22 protein-coding genes are annotated in these 18,491 nt (G+C 48.9%); 18 read left to right on the forward strand and 4 right to left on the reverse strand.

The genetic code is table 11. From position 1 onward, the window contains the following. The first annotated feature begins 51 nt into the window (after nucleotides 1-51). The 4 genes from LCM29_RS00480 to LCM29_RS00495 all read left to right on the forward strand — a co-directional run bounded on the left by LCM29_RS00480 (nucleotide 52) and on the right by LCM29_RS00495 (nucleotide 4,717). Nucleotides 52-465, forward strand: coding sequence for a general stress protein (locus tag LCM29_RS00480; protein ID WP_224860252.1), 414 nt, complete (start codon nucleotides 52-54; stop codon nucleotides 463-465). A 214-nt stretch (nucleotides 466-679) separates the two neighbouring features. After that, nucleotides 680-2,977, forward strand: a complete 2,298-nt coding sequence (locus LCM29_RS00485; protein ID WP_224860254.1) for a glycoside hydrolase family 65 protein — start codon at nucleotides 680-682, stop codon at nucleotides 2,975-2,977. Nucleotides 2,978-3,123: 146 nt separating this feature from the next. Then, nucleotides 3,124-3,972, forward strand: coding sequence for a YitT family protein (locus LCM29_RS00490; RefSeq protein ID WP_074032674.1), 849 nt, complete (start codon nucleotides 3,124-3,126; stop codon nucleotides 3,970-3,972). Nucleotides 3,973-4,045: 73 nt separating this feature from the next. Further along, nucleotides 4,046-4,717: a permease gene (locus tag LCM29_RS00495; RefSeq protein WP_224860256.1), complete on the forward strand. Its 672-nt coding sequence runs from the start codon at nucleotides 4,046-4,048 to the stop codon at nucleotides 4,715-4,717. Nucleotides 4,718-4,885: 168 nt separating this feature from the next. Here the strand turns inward: LCM29_RS00495 and LCM29_RS00500 are convergent, their stop codons facing one another. Next, a complete protein-coding gene (locus LCM29_RS00500) occupies nucleotides 4,886-5,698 on the reverse strand; it encodes a Cof-type HAD-IIB family hydrolase (RefSeq protein ID WP_214875225.1) in 813 nt (270 codons plus the stop codon). A 162-nt stretch (nucleotides 5,699-5,860) separates the two neighbouring features. On the opposite strand from LCM29_RS00500, the gene LCM29_RS00505 reads away from it, so the two are divergent. From LCM29_RS00505 to LCM29_RS00555, 11 genes are all read left to right on the forward strand, one after another. Then, nucleotides 5,861-6,055, forward strand: a complete 195-nt coding sequence (locus tag LCM29_RS00505) for a YjzD family protein (RefSeq protein ID WP_074032676.1) — start codon at nucleotides 5,861-5,863, stop codon at nucleotides 6,053-6,055. A 76-nt stretch (nucleotides 6,056-6,131) separates the two neighbouring features. Next, nucleotides 6,132-6,554: a thioredoxin family protein gene (locus LCM29_RS00510; RefSeq protein ID WP_214696100.1), complete on the forward strand. Its 423-nt coding sequence runs from the start codon at nucleotides 6,132-6,134 to the stop codon at nucleotides 6,552-6,554. Next, the gene (locus tag LCM29_RS00515; RefSeq protein ID WP_224860259.1) at nucleotides 6,551-7,330 is read left to right on the forward strand and encodes a phosphatidylserine decarboxylase; all 780 of its coding nucleotides are present in this window, start codon (nucleotides 6,551-6,553) and stop codon (nucleotides 7,328-7,330) included. Before LCM29_RS00510 ends, LCM29_RS00515 begins: the two co-directional genes overlap by 4 nt. A gap of 125 nt (nucleotides 7,331-7,455) precedes the next feature. Then, nucleotides 7,456-8,082, forward strand: coding sequence for a YqeG family HAD IIIA-type phosphatase (locus LCM29_RS00520; RefSeq protein WP_214696095.1), 627 nt, complete (start codon nucleotides 7,456-7,458; stop codon nucleotides 8,080-8,082). 133 nt (nucleotides 8,083-8,215) lie between these two features. Beyond that, on the forward strand, nucleotides 8,216-9,328 hold the full coding sequence (gene yqeH / locus LCM29_RS00525) for a ribosome biogenesis GTPase YqeH (protein WP_015880995.1): 1,113 nt from the start codon (nucleotides 8,216-8,218) through the stop codon (nucleotides 9,326-9,328). Continuing rightward, the gene (aroE, locus tag LCM29_RS00530) at nucleotides 9,325-10,110 is read left to right on the forward strand and encodes a shikimate dehydrogenase (RefSeq protein ID WP_214761054.1); all 786 of its coding nucleotides are present in this window, start codon (nucleotides 9,325-9,327) and stop codon (nucleotides 10,108-10,110) included. The genes yqeH and aroE overlap by 4 nt, the downstream gene beginning before the upstream one ends. A gap of 6 nt (nucleotides 10,111-10,116) precedes the next feature. Continuing rightward, nucleotides 10,117-10,413, forward strand: a complete 297-nt coding sequence (gene yhbY, locus LCM29_RS00535; RefSeq protein ID WP_074032681.1) for a ribosome assembly RNA-binding protein YhbY — start codon at nucleotides 10,117-10,119, stop codon at nucleotides 10,411-10,413. Next, on the forward strand, nucleotides 10,410-10,979 hold the full coding sequence (locus tag LCM29_RS00540) for a nicotinate-nucleotide adenylyltransferase (RefSeq protein WP_224860261.1): 570 nt from the start codon (nucleotides 10,410-10,412) through the stop codon (nucleotides 10,977-10,979). Before yhbY ends, LCM29_RS00540 begins: the two co-directional genes overlap by 4 nt. Beyond that, nucleotides 10,969-11,526, forward strand: coding sequence for a bis(5'-nucleosyl)-tetraphosphatase (symmetrical) YqeK (gene yqeK / locus LCM29_RS00545; RefSeq protein ID WP_224860263.1), 558 nt, complete (start codon nucleotides 10,969-10,971; stop codon nucleotides 11,524-11,526). The genes LCM29_RS00540 and yqeK overlap by 11 nt, the downstream gene beginning before the upstream one ends. A gap of 10 nt (nucleotides 11,527-11,536) precedes the next feature. Further along, nucleotides 11,537-11,884, forward strand: a complete 348-nt coding sequence (gene rsfS, locus LCM29_RS00550; RefSeq protein ID WP_074032684.1) for a ribosome silencing factor — start codon at nucleotides 11,537-11,539, stop codon at nucleotides 11,882-11,884. Next, on the forward strand, nucleotides 11,884-12,609 hold the full coding sequence (locus LCM29_RS00555; protein WP_224860265.1) for a class I SAM-dependent DNA methyltransferase: 726 nt from the start codon (nucleotides 11,884-11,886) through the stop codon (nucleotides 12,607-12,609). Before rsfS ends, LCM29_RS00555 begins: the two co-directional genes overlap by 1 nt. A 44-nt stretch (nucleotides 12,610-12,653) precedes the next feature. Here the strand turns inward: LCM29_RS00555 and LCM29_RS00560 are convergent, their stop codons facing one another. Further along, on the reverse strand, nucleotides 12,654-13,067 hold the full coding sequence (locus tag LCM29_RS00560) for a VOC family protein (protein ID WP_224860267.1): 414 nt from the start codon (nucleotides 13,065-13,067) through the stop codon (nucleotides 12,654-12,656). A 155-nt stretch (nucleotides 13,068-13,222) separates the two neighbouring features. Here LCM29_RS00560 and LCM29_RS00565 point away from each other — a divergent pair, with 155 nt between their 5' ends. Both LCM29_RS00565 and LCM29_RS00570 read left to right on the forward strand, forming a co-directional pair. Then, nucleotides 13,223-13,819, forward strand: coding sequence for a hypothetical protein (locus LCM29_RS00565; RefSeq protein WP_224860269.1), 597 nt, complete (start codon nucleotides 13,223-13,225; stop codon nucleotides 13,817-13,819). Between the two features lie 83 nt (nucleotides 13,820-13,902). Next, nucleotides 13,903-15,372 (forward strand): catalase, encoded by a 1,470-nt coding sequence (locus LCM29_RS00570; RefSeq protein WP_224860271.1) that lies wholly within the window; start codon nucleotides 13,903-13,905, stop codon nucleotides 15,370-15,372. Between the two features lie 84 nt (nucleotides 15,373-15,456). Here LCM29_RS00570 and LCM29_RS00575 read toward each other — a convergent pair whose 3' ends face one another. Beyond that, the gene (locus LCM29_RS00575) at nucleotides 15,457-16,350 is read right to left on the reverse strand and encodes a DNA/RNA non-specific endonuclease (RefSeq protein WP_214819268.1); all 894 of its coding nucleotides are present in this window, start codon (nucleotides 16,348-16,350) and stop codon (nucleotides 15,457-15,459) included. Nucleotides 16,351-16,521: 171 nt separating this feature from the next. On the opposite strand from LCM29_RS00575, the gene nfsA reads away from it, so the two are divergent. Then, on the forward strand, nucleotides 16,522-17,271 hold the full coding sequence (gene nfsA, locus LCM29_RS00580; protein WP_074032690.1) for an oxygen-insensitive NADPH nitroreductase: 750 nt from the start codon (nucleotides 16,522-16,524) through the stop codon (nucleotides 17,269-17,271). 41 nt (nucleotides 17,272-17,312) lie between these two features. Here nfsA and LCM29_RS15230 read toward each other — a convergent pair whose 3' ends face one another. Then, nucleotides 17,313-18,434, reverse strand: coding sequence for a redoxin domain-containing protein (locus LCM29_RS15230; RefSeq protein ID WP_224860273.1), 1,122 nt, complete (start codon nucleotides 18,432-18,434; stop codon nucleotides 17,313-17,315). Between the last annotated feature and the right edge of the window lie 57 nt (nucleotides 18,435-18,491).

An 18,491-nucleotide genomic window follows, 5' to 3' on the forward strand; every position in this document is an offset into this window, starting at 1 on the left:
AAGTGGGGAACATTTCTCACGAACGGATTGAAATTGAAAGGATGGATAGAGATGAGCGAAAAACGATTTGTCGGAACATACGGTACGAAAGAGAGCCTGCTTTCTAAAATAAACGAACTGAATGAAAATGGCTATGATGAAGGAGAATTATATGTCGTGACCGAACAGGAAGACGCTGTCCATGTGCTCAAACATGAGACGAACGTAAACGTGGAAAATGGTGACGCGTCTTGGTTAGACAACCTTCAGGACGAAACAAATCAGGGAAAAGATATGAAACAGGCGCTACACGATTTAGGCATCTCAGATGATGAGGTGGAGCGAGCACATGCACAATTGAAACAAGGCGGATATGTGCTCGTCATCGATGAACCTGATACGGGGTTCAATGATGGCCGGAGCGCTCTATTCGAAGGGCATGAGGCGAATGCGGCGTTCGGTGAGGATGAAGAAAATCAAAAGTGATGACCTATTAAGACTGTCTCCGCGAGAGGCAGTCTTTTTTCTCTAAAAATGTGACAAAAAAAGAAAGAAAAAGTTTTATGCAAACGATTGCATTCTCACTTCAGTTGTGTAAAATGAAAGGTGAGATTAAATACAGCGCTTTCATAGACAAACGGTTGCATGAACTTGTTGTCCGTCGAAGGTAGCCTTGTAGAGAAAAAGGAGTGGCAGACAGATGAAACGATTGTTTGCAGTCGATGAATGGAAAGTAACAGAAGAAGGTCTTCACCCGAAAGAAAACCGTCTTGCTGAATCGATCACATCGCTCGGAAACGGGCACATGGGAATGCGAGGAAATTTCGAGGAAGATTACTCGAATGATACGCACCAAGGATTCTATGTGGCGGGCGTCTATTACCCGGATAAAACACGTGTCGGTTGGTGGAAGAACGGATATCCTGAATACTTTGCCAAAGTATTGAATGCGACAAACGTCATCGGTCTACGCGTCGCGATTAATGGGACACCTGTCGATTTGGCGAAATGGGACGTGAAGGACTTTACACGTGAATTGGATATGCAGCGTGGTGTCCTCACGCGGACGTTCACATTGATGAACGGGACAGAAGAGACAAACGTAGAAGTCGTCCGTTTCTTCTCCATCGTCGATAAAGAAGTATTAGCGATTCGTTACAACGTCACACCGGTGAACTACGAAGCGAAAATCGAGTTCACGCCATACTTAGACGGCGATGTCGAGAATGAAGATTCGAACTACGATGAGAAGTTCTGGCTCCCGGTCGACCGTGGCATCGAAGAACGCTTCGGTTTCGTGACGACGAAGACGAAGAAACTCGATTGGCACGTTACGGCATCGATGATTGCGGACGTAGAAGGCGCTCGTTGCGAAGTGCTCGAAGCGACAGACCTCTTCGTGGCGAACAAATTCACGGTCAATGTGACTGCTGGCGAGACAGCGACTGCCTATAAATATGTATCTGTCGTGACGAACCGCGACCATGCGATTGAAGACCTTCAATCTGCAGGGATGAAACGAGTCGAAGCGGCGTTTGAAAAGGGCTTTGAGACGCTTCTCACTGAACAGACGGAAGCATGGCTCGCACGTTGGGAAGATGCGGACGTTCGAATTGATGGAGATATCGAAGCGCAACAAGGAATCCGTTTCAACATTTTCAACATGTACCAAACGTACACAGGCGAAGATTCGCGTCTCAACATCGGACCGAAAGGATTCACAGGCGAGAAATATGGCGGCGCGACGTATTGGGATACGGAAGCTTATTGTCTCCACTTCTACTTGGCGACGACCAAACCAGAGGTCTCGTGGAACTTGCTCAAATACCGTCACAACCAATTGCCACAGGCAAAAGAAAACGCTGTGAAGAATGTCGGTATGGAAGGTGCGCTTTACCCGATGGTCACGATGAACGGGGAAGAGTGTCACAACGAGTGGGAAATCACGCATGAAGAGATTCACCGGAACGGTGCAATCGCCCATGCGATCTTCAACTACACGAACTTCACAGGCGACAAGTCTTACCTTGGACAATACGGACTTGAAGTATTGGTCGAAATCTCGCGTTACTGGGCTAGCCGCGTCAACTTTGTGCCACACAAAGACGTGTATATGATCCTAGGCGTCACAGGTCCGAACGAATACGACAATAACGTCAACAACAACTGGTACACGAACTTGATCGCCGCGTGGACGCTCGAGTACACGCAAGAAGTATATAACTACTTGAAAGAAGCAGAACCTGCACGTCTCGAAGAGCTCGTGTCGACACTTGGCATCACAGACGCCGAACTTGCGAAGTGGGCGGATATCCAAACGAAGATGTACTATCCAAAAGATGACCTTGTGCCAGATGTCTTCATGCAACAGGATGGCTTCATGGATAAAGAACAAATCTTAGTGAAAGACCTCGATCCGAAACACCTTCCACTAAACCAAAACTGGTCGTGGGATCGCATCCTCCGCTCGAACTTCATCAAACAAGCGGACGTCCTTCAAGGACTCTACACGTTCGGTGATCGCTTCACGCTTGAACAGAAACGTGCAAACTTCGATTTCTATGAGCCACGCACGGTTCATGAGTCGAGCTTGTCACCATGTGTCTATTCAATCATTGCGGCAGAAGTCGGTTATGAGGACAAAGCGGTTGAATTGTATCAACGTTCAGCACGTCTTGACCTCGACAACTACAACAATGATACAGAAGATGGGTTGCACATCACGTCGATGGTCGGCTCATGGATGTCCATCGTTCATGGTTTCGCGGGCATGCGCATCCAAGAGGATCACCTCTCGTTCAGCCCGATGATTCCGAAAGACTGGAACGGCTACTCGTTCAACATGCTCTGGCGTGGTCATCACTTAACGATCACATCATCACGTGAACAAGTGACAATCAAACAAACAGGTGGTACAGATGTAACGCTTCACGTGTATGGAAATGCAGTAACGGTTCCTGCGAATGAATCGATTACAATTGAAACAGTGAAAGCGTGACCAATTGCTTCATACGAACAAGCCGACCTCGGTCGGCTTGTTTTTGTATGAAAAACTTATCGGATTTCCTGCATATTTGCTGTATGCAGCATGAATAATCTATGTTATCTTGATTCTTAGCTATTTTGAGAAAGGGGAGTTGAAGCTTGACGGAAGCCGTTAAAGAACATACACGAATCGGGGTTGTCTCGATCATCGGAGGATTGTTTGTTGCCTTATCCATGACATTATTTTTAATTCCAGCCGGCGTCTATTCGACAGGATTTACGGGCCTTGCCCAAATCTTGACAGCACTACTAGCTGGTACACCGTTTGAACTAGGGGAAGGGCTCTGGTTCTTTATTCTGAACGCACCACTGCTCGTCGTCAGTTATTTTATGCTCGGGCGGAATATGATGATCCATACGCTTGTCAGTGTCGCCTCGGTCACGTTGTTCATTCGTATGCTTCCGCAATCGCAGCTCCTCTCGGACGACCCGTTATTGAACGCCGTGTTCGGCGGTGTGCTTTTGGCGATCGGATCTGGGATTACGATTCGGTACGGTGCCTCGACGGGAGGTTTTGACATCGTCGCGTTGATTCTTGCGAAATTCACGAACAACTCGGTCGGTGTCTACCTCTTCTTGATGAACATGATGATTGCGCTCGCAGCGGGTGCCTTGTTCGGATGGCCGACAGCACTCTATACAATCGTGTTCTTGTATGTGACATCAAAAGTCATCGATGAGATTTACACGAATACGCAGCGTCAGACGCTCTTCATCGTGACGAACCATCCAGATGAAGTGACGAAAGAATTGCATCAACACGTGTTCCGTGGCATCACGCTCATGCCAGCAATCGGTACGTACTCGAAAGTCGAGAAAGCGACGCTCATGATGGTCGCCCAACGACACGAGGTTCGTGAAATCACACGGATCTGTAAAGATGCAGACCCATCGGTTTGGATCAATATCTTGCCGACAGAGGATGTAGAAGGAACGTTCCGTCGCTAAATTAACCCCTACTGAAGTGATCAGTAGGGGTTATTATGTATGTAATACATCAATTGATTGGGGAAGATAGATGATGATTGGGGTCAGTATTGCGACGAAATGGGAATACGAGGCGACATTAGACTATTTTGAAGTGAGCAATGAAGAACGTTGTGAATATCCGTACGGAGAGTTTTTTCTGAAGAAAGTAAATGATACTGAGTTAATTTTTTATTTCACCGGTGTACGGAAAGCGAACGGGGTCGGGGCCAATCAATACATGATTTCTCGTTGTGACTTGGATAAGGTGATTGTGGCGGGAACGTGTGCCGGAATAGATGACACGTACGGTCATTTAGACGTCATCGTACCGCATCGTGCCGTGCAATATGATTGTACGGTTAAAGAGGTAGAACCGATGATCAAACAATCTTTCATCGTTGACATACCACTCTCTCACTACGGGGGTGATTTTTTGACGGGGACGATTGCAACGGCTGACCGGGCTGTCGTGATGTGGAAGGATTATGTAGAGTTGAACGAACATGAGATCACGATTGCTGATACGGAAGCGGGTGCCATTTCATATATCTGCAGAAAGAATCATGTCGAGTGCATTATCATCAAAGGGATTTCTGACTTTCCAAAAGATGAGAGGCAGGGAGACCCATTTGTTTCGAATGCTGAACAGATTGATGTGTATGTGAAGAATACGCCTGTAGTGATGGCTAAAATTTTTGATGACTACTTGATGCGTTTTCTTTGATTATAGGATTCAAAGTGTCTGAACGAAAATGACAGTTGTACGCTTGGAGTTTCGGATACCTTCGGCGGATGTTTGGATACGAAAACAGAGGATCTTCATCCTACTCAGGAAGAAAATCCTCTGTTTGATAATGGTTGAATACCAGACTTTTCTAGGTCGGTACTTTCGTTATGATTTGATCCCAAGTCTTTCTTCTAGGAAGAGGGCGATTCCGTCGTCCATGTTCGAAGCCGTCACTTCATTGGCCACGTTTTTCAGTTGGTTGATGGCATTCCCCATTGCGACACCTGTCCCGACATAGTCGAGCATCTCAAGGTCGTTTTCTTCATCACCGAACGCGATGATCTGTTTCCGGTCGATGTTCAAGTGCTTCGAGACTTCTTGGAGTCCGAGTGCCTTCGACGTGTTTTTGCTCATGACTTCAATCATGTGCTCCGGCATGCGCCATTGACGATTCAATACTGCCTCGGCATGAAGGTCGTCGAGCTGCGAGCGGACGTGCGCCACGTGATCTTTTGTCGCGTGAATCAATAATGACGTCGGCTCATCTTGCAAGTGCGTCAACAAGTTACCAGACGTGACGCTGAGCGCACGTTCTGCATACGGGCTGTAAAACTCTTGCGGGTCTTTTTGGAAATAAACGTGGTCGGTCACTTCTACGACGATGTTATGGGCTTTCGTATCGGCGACCTCTTCAATGATATCGTGTGCGGTCTTGAGCGGAATCGGGCGGTGTGTGACCGCGTAATTCGCATCTTTCGGGTGATGCACGAGGGCGCCGTTGAAGTTGACGAGCGGAGTCGTCAATCCCATTTGCTCATAGTACATGATTGAATGGCGCTTTGGACGCCCTGTCGCGATCATGACTTCATGACCAGCTTCACGTGCCGCTTGAAGGGCACGGAGATTTCGTTCACTAATTGTTTTATCATCTCTTAATAACGTTCCATCTAAATCAACTGCGATTAAATAACGTGACATCAGTCATCCTCTTTTCTTCACAATGATGTTTCTACGACCGTATCACATTTTTCGATTTGACGGAAAGAATATAGAATCGAAGTCACATATTCCATTCGAACAATGCTATACTAATGTCGTATGAATTTTTACGAATCATCTGTGAGATGGAGGGGACGTTCAATGCGTTATTTAGTGACATTGATCTGGGCGATTGTGCTCTCAAATACAGCGGTATTTATCATTTCTGCTGTTGATGGTGTAGAGTTCAACGCGATGCTCGCGACAGGATTTGGCGTGGCCATCACAATCTTCGTTGCACTTCTCGATGTCTTAAACCAAGACATGGGAATCAGCGACGTTGCACAAGAGAAGTAAGCCGTCTACAATCAAACTGACTCGTGCATGAGTCAGTCTTTTTTCTTTACTTAACATAAGAGGAGGATCATGCATTATGAAAAACCCTGAAAAACGCGCGAATTTTATCACGTTCGCTATCATCGGAGCGATTATCGTCATCGGAATCGGTCTGTTGTTCTTCTTAAACGGAGCCAATGAAGAAGAGGGCGTCAATGCCGTCACTGCAGACGAATTACAGCAACAGTTAGACCAGGACGGCGAGGTCGTCGCTTACTTCTGGCAAACAGGTTGTGAATATTGTGAGCAAGTGAAACCGTATGTCGAACCACTCATCGAAGAATATGATGCGGTATCGATCAACTTGGCAGACCATAACGTATGGGAAACTTACGGCATCAATGGAACACCGACGATCATCCGATTCGAAGATGGAAAAGAAGTCGGTCGCATTGAAGGTGCGGTCTCTGAACAACAATACGAAACATTCTTTAAAAATGAGGAGGCAAAAGAGGAATGAAGCGTCGTTTCTACCAAACGTTATTTGAGTTGAACGCCTCGCCTTGGATTGCTACACGCTTGAAGCGCTTTGCGGAATCAAGCGTGAGTCGCCACTTGATTCCTTCGTTTGCCAAAGTGTATGACATTGCGGTGGAGGAAGCAGAACAACCGCTTCATGCCTATCCGTCGCTCCATGCATTTTTTACACGCCATTTGAAGCCGGGAGCGCGTACGATCGATGAGTCTTCCGAGACACTCGTTTCACCGTGTGACGGAAAGTTATCTGTCATCGAATCGATCTCAGAGGATAGCCGTTTTGAGGTGAAGGGACAATCGTATACGCTTGCGGAGTTGCTTGGTTCTCAACAAGAGGCGAGACGTTACGCTGACGGAACGGTCGTTGTCCTGTACCTCAGCCCGCGTGATTATCACCGCGTCCATACGCCGCTCTCGGGTCGTGTGCTCAGTCACTATGAACTTGGGGACCGCTCGGCACCCGTAAACGAGCTTGGATTGACGGAGACGGTGAGACCGCTCTCTCGTAACTACCGTCGTGTGACGCGCTTTGACAGTCCGGCTGGGACGTATGAGCATATCATGGTCGGTGCCTTGAACGTGAACACGATTGAGTGGACACTTGAAGGCGATCAAGCGGAAAAAGGGCAAGAGGTCGGATACTTCTCATTAGGTTCGACGGTCGTGCTTTGTTTTGAGAAAGATGCGATTCAAATGGACCATGAAAAAATGGGTCCGGTTCGACTCGGTGACGTCATCGGGACGATCAAATCCAACTAATTTTGTATCAATTTTCTTCCGGCCGAACGATAGACTAGTCGTTTGGTCGGTTTTCGTTTACCATAGAAGGGATATCAATACTTGTATAAGTAGTTGAATCGTTTAGCTAATTGGAGGAATTTTACGTGTTTAATCGACTTTATCCGAAACAGTTCGTCGCGACTGTGTTTGACATCGACTTACAAGAATTGAAAGACCGTGGGGTACGTGTCATTTTGACCGACCTTGATAATACACTCGTGGCCTGGGACGTTCCGCATGCGCCTGAGCTTTTATTGATGTGGCTTGAAAAAGTAAAATCATACGGTTTCGATGTGATTGTCGTATCAAATAATAACGAGAACCGTGTACGAACGTTTACGGAGCCGCTCGGCCTTCATTATGTCGCTCGTGCCAAGAAGCCGTTACCATCCGGTTTCAAAGAGGCGCTCGCAAAATACGGCTATTCGCCGAAAGAAGCCATTTTCTTGGGGGATCAGTTGTTTACAGACGTACTCGGTGCGAATATGGCCGGCATCCATGTCATCCACGTTCAACCGGTCGTCAAAACGGACGGGCTCGTCACGAAATTCAACCGGATGCTTGAGAAGGTTGTCTTTGCGCATATGAAGCGTCGCGGGAAGTATGTATTGATCACGAAAAAAGTGGAAGAGCTTGCTGTCGACGCACAGCGGGCGAAAGTCGCGGTCGCTGAAAAAATCGGCGAAGCGATGCATCCACATTCCAAAGATTCACATAAAAAAGATGAATAAGACCTCGAACGCACAGGAAGAAGGAGGCTGCCCATGTACGGCGACCAAGGCGTCGGAATTAACGCTTCAGGAGTAGCAGCGAGGTGCTACGGCGAATGAAGAAGGGGAAACCTGAACGGCAGTAAGTACAACTATGGAAGAAACCAAACGATATTGCGCTGGGTGCGGCGTAGCCATCCAAACGGAAGACCCAAACGGGGTCGGCTATGCACCAAAATCGGCACTTGACCGAGAAATCGTCATTTGCCAACGTTGTTTCAAATTAAAGCATTACAACCAAGTTCAAGACGTCGAGTTGTCAGACGATGACTTCTTACGCATCTTGAACGGCATCAGTTCAAAAGAGGCACTCGTCATCAAGATTGTCGATATTTTCGACTTCAATGGCAGCTGGCTCCCGGGTCTACAACGCTCTGTCGGGTCGAACCCGGTCCTCTTAGTCGGGAACAAGGTTGACTTGTTGCCGAAATCCGTCAACCCAAACCGGATGGCGAACTGGATGAAGGCTGAAGCGAAAGAGCTCGGCTTGAACCCGATTGACGTTCATTTGATCAGTGCGAAAAAAGGACACGGCATCGATGAACTCGCAGAGAAGATTGAATATTACCGAAAAGGCAAAGACGTCTTTGTCGTCGGTTGTACGAACGTCGGGAAATCGACACTCATCAACCAGGTAATCAAACGTTTCGGTGAAGAGGATGAAGCCATCATCACCGTCAGTCATTTCCCGGGAACGACGCTTGACTTGATCGATATCCCACTTGATGATGATGCGAACTTGTACGATACACCAGGGATCATCAACCGTCATCAAATGGCGCATTACGTCGATGCGAAAGACTTGAAGACAATCACGCCGAAAAAAGAAATCAAGCCACATGTGTTCCAATTAAACCCGCAACAGACGCTCTACTTTGGCGGTTTGGCACGCTTGGATTACTTGGAAGGCAATAAACGATCGTTCGTCATCTATATGTCGAACGAGTTGAAAGCACACCGTACGAAACTCGAACGCGCGGATGAGCTCTATGACCAGCATATTGGGAAAATGCTCAATCCACCGAACGAGAAGACGCTCGAAATCTTACCACCACTCGTACGCCATGAATTTAGCTTACGAGACGGTGTGAAGACAGACATCGTGTTCAGTGGCCTCGGATGGGTCGCGATTCACGGTAAAGGCGGTCGCATTGCGGCTTGGGCTCCGAAAGGCGTCGCAGTCACACTCCGCGAGGCGCTCGTATGAATCTGGCTGTCATCGGCCACCCGATTGCTCATTCGCTCTCTCCCCAGCTGCACGAGCAGTGGTTGAGGGCGTCTGGGCTTTTCGGGCGTTATGAGGCCATTGACGCCATGACGAGCGACTTACCAGCACTGTTCGAAGCGATGCGGGACGGAGAATGGGACGGATTCAACGTCACCATTCCGTATAAAGAAGCAGTCGTTCGTTACGTCGATGAACTCGATGAGGCAGCGAAACTTGCCGGTGCTGTCAACACGGTGTATAAGCGAGACGGACGCCTTGTCGGAACGAATACAGACGGTGCAGGGCTCGTTCAAGCACTGACACCGTTCACCGATTGGACAGGACAAGTCCTCGTCATCGGTGCAGGTGGGGCCGCGCGTGGAATCGTACAGGCACTACCGACGCGTCAGGTGACGATTGTCAATCGGACAGTCGAACGGGCAAAAGAACTCGCAGACGTGTTCGATGTCACGTACACGACGTTCGAAAAGGTCGACGTCTCGCAATATGAGGTCATCATTCAGACCACTTCTGTCGGCATGGACAAGAGCTCGACACCACTTTCATTAGAAGGACTACGACAAAACACGGTCGTTTGTGATATCATATATCGTCCACTTGTCACCCCGATGCTTCGTGAAGCGAAACATCGCGGGGCCATCATTGTGACAGGGGTAGCCATGTTCGTCGGGCAAGGCGCGCTCTCGTTCGAAAAATGGACGGGCGTGAAACCGGACGAAACCATCGGAAAAAAGTTAATCGAAGGATTATTGGAGGAATAATATACTATGCTATCAGGTAAACAAAAACGCTTTTTACGCGCAGAAGCGCACCATCTCTCACCAATTTATCAAGTCGGGAAGAATGGGGTCAGCGAAGCGATGTGTAAAGATATCGTGGACGCACTCGAAAAACGCGAATTGATCAAAGTTCAAGTACTTCAAAACTGCATGGACACGCCAAAAGACGTGGCCGGCGAATTATCAGAAGGTACAAAAGCTGAGGTTGTTCAAGTCATTGGTAAAGTCATCGTCTTATACAAAGAGGCGACTGAGAAAGAAAATCGCCAAATCAAACTCCCATGAGCCGCATCGGTTTGATGGGGGGCACGTTCGATCCGCCGCATCTCGGACATCTATTGATCGCCGAACAAGCTCGCGAACAACTTGCACTCGATGAAGTCTGGTTTTTACCGGCTGCGATTCCACCACACAAGGTCGGCTTCAGCTCGGCAGACCATCGAATCGAGATGACTCGCCGCGCCATTCAAGGTCAGTCAGAGTTCAAGTTGAATCTGATTGAGTTTGAGCGGAGTGAGCCGTCCTATACGGTAGAGACGATGAAGCGGTTGATCGAACAGCATCCAGACGATACGTTCTATTTCTTGATTGGAGCGGATTCACTCGTTGCACTCGAGTCGTGGCATGACTATGAGACACTTATCCGACTCGTCGCATTCGGCGCCGTCGCCCGTCCTGGGACGCGTTACTTGATTCCAGAGAAGGCGGACGTTCGTCCAATCGATATGCCGCAACTTGAGATTTCGTCCACCGATATTCGGGAGCGGGCGAAGCGAGGCAAATCCATCAAATATTTGGTCCCGGCGCTCGTCGAGACGTATGTGAAGGAGCATAAGCTGTATGACGTTTGAAGAAGCGCATGAGTTGATTAAACAGACGCTACCAGAAAAACGCTATATCCATACGCTCGGTGTCGTCGAGACGGCAGAGCGGATGGCGGTTCAGTACGGCGAGAACGTCGAAGAGGCTCGTCTAGCAGCGATGCTTCATGACTACGCCAAGTACTTTGACACGGAAGAGATGCGTCAAGTCGTCATCGAAGAGGGACTTGATTCAAGCCTTCTTGAGTACGGGGACGAGTTGTTGCATGCGCCGGTCGGTGCGATCTTGCTTGCCCGTCAGTATGAACTCGAGGAAACCGTACTATCGGCGATTCGGAATCACACGACGGGAGAGCCTGGGATGTCTTGTCTCGATCAAATCCTGTTCGTGGCCGATGCCATCGAACCGAATCGGAATTATCCAGGGGTTGATCGCCTGCGAGTAGAGGCAGCGCATTCGCTCGAAGGGGCGGTTGTCGCGACACTGCGCCAAACGATTGAATTTTTATTGAAGAAGTCGGTGCGCATTTTTCCACTGACGATTGAAACGTATAATGATTTTGTGAATACACCTTAGGAGGGTCAATATGACTGCAAGAGAAGAATTAGAATTGATTGTAAAAGCGGCTGACGATAAACGTGCCGAGGAAATCGTCGTACTCGACATGGAAGGCATCTCGCCGATTGCGGATTACTTCGTCATCTGTCACGGGAACTCGGAGAAGCAAGTCGAAGCAATCGCACGTGAGATCAAAGATGTCGCTGGCGAAAATGACCTACCACTCCACAAGTTTGAAGGAATGGACACGGCACGTTGGGTACTTGCTGACCTCGAGAACGTCGTCGTTCACATTTTCCATCGTGACGACCGTGATTACTACAACCTAGAGAAATTGTGGGCTGACGCGCCGCACGTCGAAGTGGAAGTCGGCTAATGGCATACGAAGGATTCGCCTATGTATACGACGAGTTAATGAAAGACGCGCCGTATGATGAGTGGGTCGCTTTCGTGCGTCGTCACGTCCAAGAAGGCGCGACACTCGCGGATGTCGGATGTGGGACAGGATCCGCTACGATTCGTCTTGCCGAACATTACAACGTGATGGGGATCGACTTATCGGAGTCGATGCTCGAAGTCGCACAAGAAAAGGCACTCGAAGCAGAAATCGAGTTGCCACTTTGGGAACAAGATATGCGTGAGTTGGAATTATCGGAACCGGTCGATGCGGTGACGATTCTCTGTGACTCGCTCTGCTACCTTCGGGATGAGGCAGATGTGATCGACACGTTCGAATCTGTCTACAACCAACTCAAACCGGGCGGACTGTTCATCTTTGATGTTCATGCGCCGAATAAGATGCAGACGCTCTTCAACCAAAAGACGTACGCGTCAAACGGGGAAGAGTGCTCGTATATCTGGTTTGCCGACCCAGGAGAGGCACCGCTCTCGGTCGTTCACGATTTGACGTTCTTCGTCGCGCTTGAAGACGGGACGTACGAACGGATCGAGGAGACGCATGAACAACGGACATATGAACCAGGGCAGTACATGCAATGGTTGATTGGTGCTGGGTTCCACGTCAAATCGGTCACATCTGATTTTACCGAACATGCACCAGGAGCGGATGCGGAGCGCATCTTCTTCGTAGCCCAAAAATAAGCAAATCCCCGATTCGTCAAGAATCGGGGATTTTTTTGTCGTTCTTATGCTTCGTGGCTAAACTGCCATTGGACACCGAACTGATCTTCGAGCATGCCATACGCCTTGCTCCAAAACGTCTCTTGAAGTGGCATTAAGACACGGCCGTTCACAGAGAGCGCTTCGAACTCGCGGTGGATGGCATCGAGGTCGTCCGTGACGACGGCGAGTGTGACATTGTCGCCGAACGTGACCGGTCCGTCAGGCATCGCATCGGAAAACATGAGCGATGAGCCGTGAATCGATAGTCGGGTATGCAGCACGAGATTGGCCATTTCACTCGGCACCGGTTGACCGTCTGGACCAGGTTGGTCACCGAACGTCATGATGTCTGGAGCGGCATGGTTGAATACGTCCGTATAAAAGTTCACGGCGTCACGGCAATTCCCATTAAAGTTGAGATACGGATTGATCGGCATAGCAAGTTCCTCCTCGGATTCATAATATTTATTATAGAACGTATGTTCGTAAATGACAAGTGAGTCCAACTAAATTCGATTGTGTGGTTGAACACAACTGAGACTTGGGAATAAAGCTAATAGAGAACAAATTAGATGAAAGAAGGCGAAGTATCATGAAGCTCACGAAAGGGCGTATCCTCGAATTCGGATTCGTCTTGTTCATGGCGGTCATACTCGTGACATCGATCATTGAAGAATCCTGGTTCGATGCAAGTGTGGCGGGAGCCGGGATCATCTCGGGTCTCATCCCGTTCTTTATTGAAAAGACGTTTAAAACAGAACTCGATAGCAAGATGAAGGTGGCCTATATCCTGTTTTTGTTTGCCTCACAGTATTTAGGATCAATTGTCGGATTGTACGGGAACGGCTGGTGGGACACGTTCCTACACCTCTTGAGCGGTATCTTTCTCGCATTCTTAGGATTCGACTTTTTCAGTCGACTCGATGACGACATTCGGACTGAGATTCCAAAACGTTTCTTATTTGTCTATATCGTCGTCTTTTCTATGGCTGGTGCGGCGCTTTGGGAGATGTATGAATTTACATCCGACGTCATCTTAAACACAACGATGCAAGGGAACGGGAACGACGATACAATGGTCGACATCATCGCTGGGTCACTTGGTGGAGTGCTCGCCGCGTTCTTCGTCGTAACGCTTCATCAACGTGAAAAAGCCAAACAAAAGAGACACATGAAAAAAAGTTCGTGATTCACGAGCTTTTTATTTGTAATCATTCTAATGTTTGATTAATATCAAGATTGTAATGATTATAAATAATGGGAGGCAATCATATGGATCAACACCGTCAACTAACTACTAACCAAGGCGCACCAATTGGGGATAACGACAACTCCATCACTGCGGGTCGTCGGGGCCCGACGCTTCTCGAAGACTACCAACTAATTGAGAAATTAGCGCATTTCGACCGTGAACGTGTACCAGAACGCGTCGTTCACGCAAGAGGGGCGGGGGCACATGGTGTCTTCACTGTAAAAAATAGTATGAAACGATATACGAAAGCCGCATTCTTGCAAGAAGAGGGGCAAGAGACACCTGTGTTTGCGCGTTTCTCGACTGTCATCCACGGTTTAGGTTCACCGGAGACACTTCGTGACCCGCGTGGATTCGCCGTCAAGTTTTATACGGAAGAAGGGAACTATGATTTCGTCGGAAACAACTTGCCGGTCTTCTTCATCCGTGACGCGATTAAATTCCCGGACGTGATTCACTCGCTCAAACCGGATCCACAAACAAACCTTCAAGACCCAGACCGCTTCTTCGACTTCATGTCGCTCACACCGGAATCAACAAACATGCTTCTTCATTTATTCAGTGACGAAGGCATTCCGGCATCGTATCGTCATATGCGCGGATCGTCCGTCCACTCTTTCAAATGGGTGAACGAATTTGGCAACACAGTGTACATAAAGATGCGCTGGGTACCGAAGCAAGGCGTTCAAAACTTATCGATGGAAGAAGCCGCGAAGATTCAAGCGGAAGACTTCAACCACGCAACACGTGACTTGTTTAATGCGATTGAGCAAGGCGATTATCCAGAATGGGATCTATACGTACAAATTTTAGACCCGGCAGACATGGATAACTTCGACTTCGATCCGCTCGATGCGACGAAAGATTGGTTCGAGGATGTCATCCCATACCAATTGGTCGGAACGATGACCCTCAACAAGAACGTCGACAATTTCTTCGCTGAGACAGAGTCTGTTGGCTTCAACCCGGGCGTTCTTGTACCAGGAATTCAGCCGTCGGAAGACAAGATGCTCCAAGGACGTCTCTTCTCGTATTCGGATACGCAGCGTCACCGCATCGGGCCGAACTACCTTCAACTTCCGATCAACTGTCCGTTCGCTCAAGTCGCGAACAACCAGCGTGACGGGGCGATGCCATTCAAGCAACAGACGAGTCCAGTCAACTACGAGCCGAACCGCTATGAAGACGCGCCAAAGCCGAATGCGGATTACATCGAAACGCCGCAACCGATCACAGGCGTGACAGGTCGTCAGAAGATTGAGAAGACGAACGACTTCGGTCAGGCCGGAGAAGTGTATCGCCGTTATTCTCAAGAAGAGAAGGATGCGCTTATCCGCAACCTCGTCGCTCACATCAAAGAAGTTCGTCATGAGAAGACGGTTCTCCTCTTGATCTGCAACTTCTATCGTGCGGATCGTGAACTTGGGGAACGTCTCTCAAACGAGTTGAACGTTGATCTCGCACCATTCTTGAACCAAATGTCGAACTAAACGAGTAGCCGCGGTCACATACCGCGGTTTTTTTGTATACAAAAAAGACGCCCCTCTCATGGAGGAACGTCTCGTCAATCGTGGTTATTCACCGACCATCCCATCACCGTCTCGGTCGTCCATATACTGGTACAACCAATGATCACGCGTGATCGGCATCTCAAATCCGGCATTTTTCGCTTCTTTGATTGTCACTTGTCCGTTTCCGTCAACGTCGATATCGGATAAGTCTCGCTCCTCGACAGGCTCCGTCGTCACGTCAGGTGGAGAATCGTCCGTCAAATCGAGTGATTCGTTCACCTCTTCTGGGTCCGCGTTATCATACGTATCCGTGACCGTATTGCCTCGTACGGTATACGTATACTGGTAGCGGGAAGGAATCTGTGTCGTCGTGTTCGGATAGGTGATGATGGCCTCAAAGTCTTTCGCGCCGCCAGCTTTCCGGATGACATCTTCCATGAACGCCTGGTCCCCGTAGCGGTTGAGTGCACTGTTTTGTGGTGTGATGTTATAGGCGTTCGAGACACCACCGAGCGAATCAGCGATGATATGACCTTCATCGAGATTCGGGTCTTCGACACCTGGAACTTTCGCCTCGTCTGAATAATAGCGACCAGAAGAATTGACGTCTTCGGTCTCATCGTCTTGAAGCGTGATTTCGTCGGCGATGACACGAATCAATTGACCATGCTCGTTCGTGAATGCCCAGTACTCACGGTCGCCGAAGCCGATATCGACGACGACATTCGCTTCACGTGTTCCGGACTGATCACCGCCATCGACCTCGATTTGTGTATAGCCTTCGAATAAATCTTCTTCCTGTTCAGGTGAAGGCGCATCGGTGGTTTGTTCTTCTTGTGTCTGTTTCTCTTCGGTCGTTTCATCAGTCGACGTCGGGGCGCTCACATCGGCATCCGTACAACCTGAGAGGAGCAGTACCCCAAGCAAGAATGGAATGTAAAATGGTATTCTTTTCATGTATCTCGCTCCTTATTCAAAGTTACGCTATCGTATTTACTATGTAAATTATAATGATAGCATACGAAAGCAAGAAGTGAGCGTCCCCCTTTCAAAATGTGCCCGACGGATTCCTCTCATTTGTGGATTCAGAAAGCTTGTGCCAAGATTGAAAAAAAGGGGGAAGAACGTATGAACGAAGTGATTGAGACATTATTGAACCACCGTTCCGTCCGTGACTTTACAGACGAGACATTAACAGATGAACAAATTCAGACCATCGTTGAGAGCGCACAACGCGCATCGACATCTAGCTTTATCCAGGCCTATTCCATCATCGGGGTGACCGATGAAGCGAAGAAGAAACGACTTGCCGAGATTGCGGGCAACCAGTCTTATGTCGTCGAGAACGGTCACTTTTTCGTCTTTTGTGCGGATTTACATCGCCATGAAATGATTGGTGAGCTACAGGAAGCTGAAGTGTCTGCGACGCTTGAGACTGATGAGAAGTTGCTTGTCGCTGTAATCGACGCTGCACTCGCCTCACAAAATGCGGCAGTGGCGGCAGAATCGATGGGGCTCGGCATCTGTTATATCGGTGGCATTCGGAACGACCTCTTTGCGGTTAAAGAAGTGCTCGAATTGCCGGAACGGGTCATCCCGCTCTTCGGCATGGCCGTCGGTGTACCGGCTTCAGTCGAGGATCAAAAACCACGCTTACCGTTCCATCATGTTTACCATGAGAATACGTATGAAGCGAATCCAGAACGGATGAAGCAGTCCCTTTCCGATTACGATGCGTTAATTCACGATTACTATATGGTCCGTGGCTCGAACCCGCGTAAGGATACGTGGACTGGACAAATGGGACGCATGTTGTCAAAATCGACGCGTCTTGACGTCAAAGACTTCTTGAAAGCACAAGGGTATTTGAAGCAATAAGATAAACCGCCGACAAATCACTGTCGGCGGTTTTGTCATGTTCAATTCACTTGAGCGTCGAGCCAATTCTTGTCGATGGCACCAAATTGTTTCGCGATGATCACACCGGATGCATCGAGCACATATGTCGTCGGCATTGCCTGAATCCGGTACGCATCCCCGACTTGACCGTCACGGTCATAGACAACGGTAAACGCGTCTTCGTACGGTTCGACGAACGAGACGGCATTGTCCGGGTCACGTTCGCTCGTCGTCGTGTTAACGGCGACAATCGTCACGTCGTCTCGTTCTTTCGCGAACGCCGCCATGTCCGGCATTTCTGCGCGACACGGAGGACACCAGGACGCCCAAAAATTAACGACGACTTGTTGACCGCGTAACGATGCTAAGTCGAACGTACTCCCGTCAGTTCGTTGTAACTCAAACGATGGGGGAATTTGCCCGATGTTTAGACCGGTCGATGCCGTCTCTGTCGTGATCGTTTGTGTCGCGCGTTCCGGTAGGGCAGCATTCACAACCGCGAGCAAGACGAGAGCACCGATACTCAATTGTACGACTCTTCTTGAAGGACGAGCGACATAGAGCGAAAACCCGAACAGGATGAGGGAAATGCCCATCATCCACCATTTTACTTGTCCAACCGCATACGACTGAAACAGCCAGATACTAGATGCGCCAAGGACGGTCCAAAGGATGTGTCCTCGAGTCGGCGCATGCATCCAGCGCCACGTCATCCCGAATAGTATGAGGATAAGGATAGCGCTCCATAGATGAATCGGCTGATCGGGTAGAGAGAATATCGTCCCGTATACCGGAACCGCGAGCGTCATCCCGAGCCAGATGAGGAGCCCGCTCAGCATCCAATATCCTAAGAGGTCTCGATCGAGTCGATAGACGAGCCAAAGGACAACAGCGGTCGCGATCCATTGAGACCATATACCTCCCGTAGCGTAGAGGGCAAGAGAAATATCACGAGTCGTCAACAGACCGATGAGGATGGCGCTCCCTTTCCAGGCGAGAAATCCATAGAACCATGTACCGATGACGGCTTCACGTTGCTTGCTCGTTAGACCGAGGAAACGAAAGATCCCGTAAAGGATACCAAGGCTTACTAAAAAAATGAGTAAATCGACATGAATGTTAAGTGGACCGATAGCGACCACGTCTTTCCCTCCTAAACAAAAGGCGCCCCTCTCGAAGCGGGCGCCATATTCATAGTC

It is taken from the genome of Exiguobacterium aestuarii, from assembly GCF_020171655.1.
GTDB lineage: Bacteria > Bacillota > Bacilli > Exiguobacteriales > Exiguobacteriaceae > Exiguobacterium > Exiguobacterium aestuarii_A.

What these genes read in the sequence shown, in the direction of transcription:
- LCM29_RS00480 (WP_224860252.1), top strand. Translation starts at nt 52, where the DNA reads ATGAGCGAAAAACGATTTGTCGGAACATACGGTACGAAAGAGAGCCTG.
- LCM29_RS00485 (WP_224860254.1), top strand. Translation starts at nt 680, where the DNA reads ATGAAACGATTGTTTGCAGTCGATGAATGGAAAGTAACAGAAGAAGGT.
- LCM29_RS00495 (WP_224860256.1), top strand. Translation starts at nt 4,046, where the DNA reads ATGATTGGGGTCAGTATTGCGACGAAATGGGAATACGAGGCGACATTA.
- LCM29_RS00500 (WP_214875225.1), bottom strand. Translation starts at nt 5,698, where the DNA reads ATGTCACGTTATTTAATCGCAGTTGATTTAGATGGAACGTTATTAAGA.
- LCM29_RS00505 (WP_074032676.1), top strand. Translation starts at nt 5,861, where the DNA reads ATGCGTTATTTAGTGACATTGATCTGGGCGATTGTGCTCTCAAATACA.
- LCM29_RS00510 (WP_214696100.1), top strand. Translation starts at nt 6,132, where the DNA reads ATGAAAAACCCTGAAAAACGCGCGAATTTTATCACGTTCGCTATCATC.
- LCM29_RS00515 (WP_224860259.1), top strand. Translation starts at nt 6,551, where the DNA reads ATGAAGCGTCGTTTCTACCAAACGTTATTTGAGTTGAACGCCTCGCCT.
- yqeH (WP_015880995.1), top strand. Translation starts at nt 8,216, where the DNA reads ATGGAAGAAACCAAACGATATTGCGCTGGGTGCGGCGTAGCCATCCAA.
- aroE (WP_214761054.1), top strand. Translation starts at nt 9,325, where the DNA reads ATGAATCTGGCTGTCATCGGCCACCCGATTGCTCATTCGCTCTCTCCC.
- yhbY (WP_074032681.1), top strand. Translation starts at nt 10,117, where the DNA reads ATGCTATCAGGTAAACAAAAACGCTTTTTACGCGCAGAAGCGCACCAT.
- LCM29_RS00540 (WP_224860261.1), top strand. Translation starts at nt 10,410, where the DNA reads ATGAGCCGCATCGGTTTGATGGGGGGCACGTTCGATCCGCCGCATCTC.
- yqeK (WP_224860263.1), top strand. Translation starts at nt 10,969, where the DNA reads ATGACGTTTGAAGAAGCGCATGAGTTGATTAAACAGACGCTACCAGAA.
- rsfS (WP_074032684.1), top strand. Translation starts at nt 11,537, where the DNA reads ATGACTGCAAGAGAAGAATTAGAATTGATTGTAAAAGCGGCTGACGAT.
- LCM29_RS00555 (WP_224860265.1), top strand. Translation starts at nt 11,884, where the DNA reads ATGGCATACGAAGGATTCGCCTATGTATACGACGAGTTAATGAAAGAC.
- LCM29_RS00560 (WP_224860267.1), bottom strand. Translation starts at nt 13,067, where the DNA reads ATGCCGATCAATCCGTATCTCAACTTTAATGGGAATTGCCGTGACGCC.
- LCM29_RS00565 (WP_224860269.1), top strand. Translation starts at nt 13,223, where the DNA reads ATGAAGCTCACGAAAGGGCGTATCCTCGAATTCGGATTCGTCTTGTTC.
- LCM29_RS00570 (WP_224860271.1), top strand. Translation starts at nt 13,903, where the DNA reads ATGGATCAACACCGTCAACTAACTACTAACCAAGGCGCACCAATTGGG.
- LCM29_RS00575 (WP_214819268.1), bottom strand. Translation starts at nt 16,350, where the DNA reads ATGAAAAGAATACCATTTTACATTCCATTCTTGCTTGGGGTACTGCTC.
- nfsA (WP_074032690.1), top strand. Translation starts at nt 16,522, where the DNA reads ATGAACGAAGTGATTGAGACATTATTGAACCACCGTTCCGTCCGTGAC.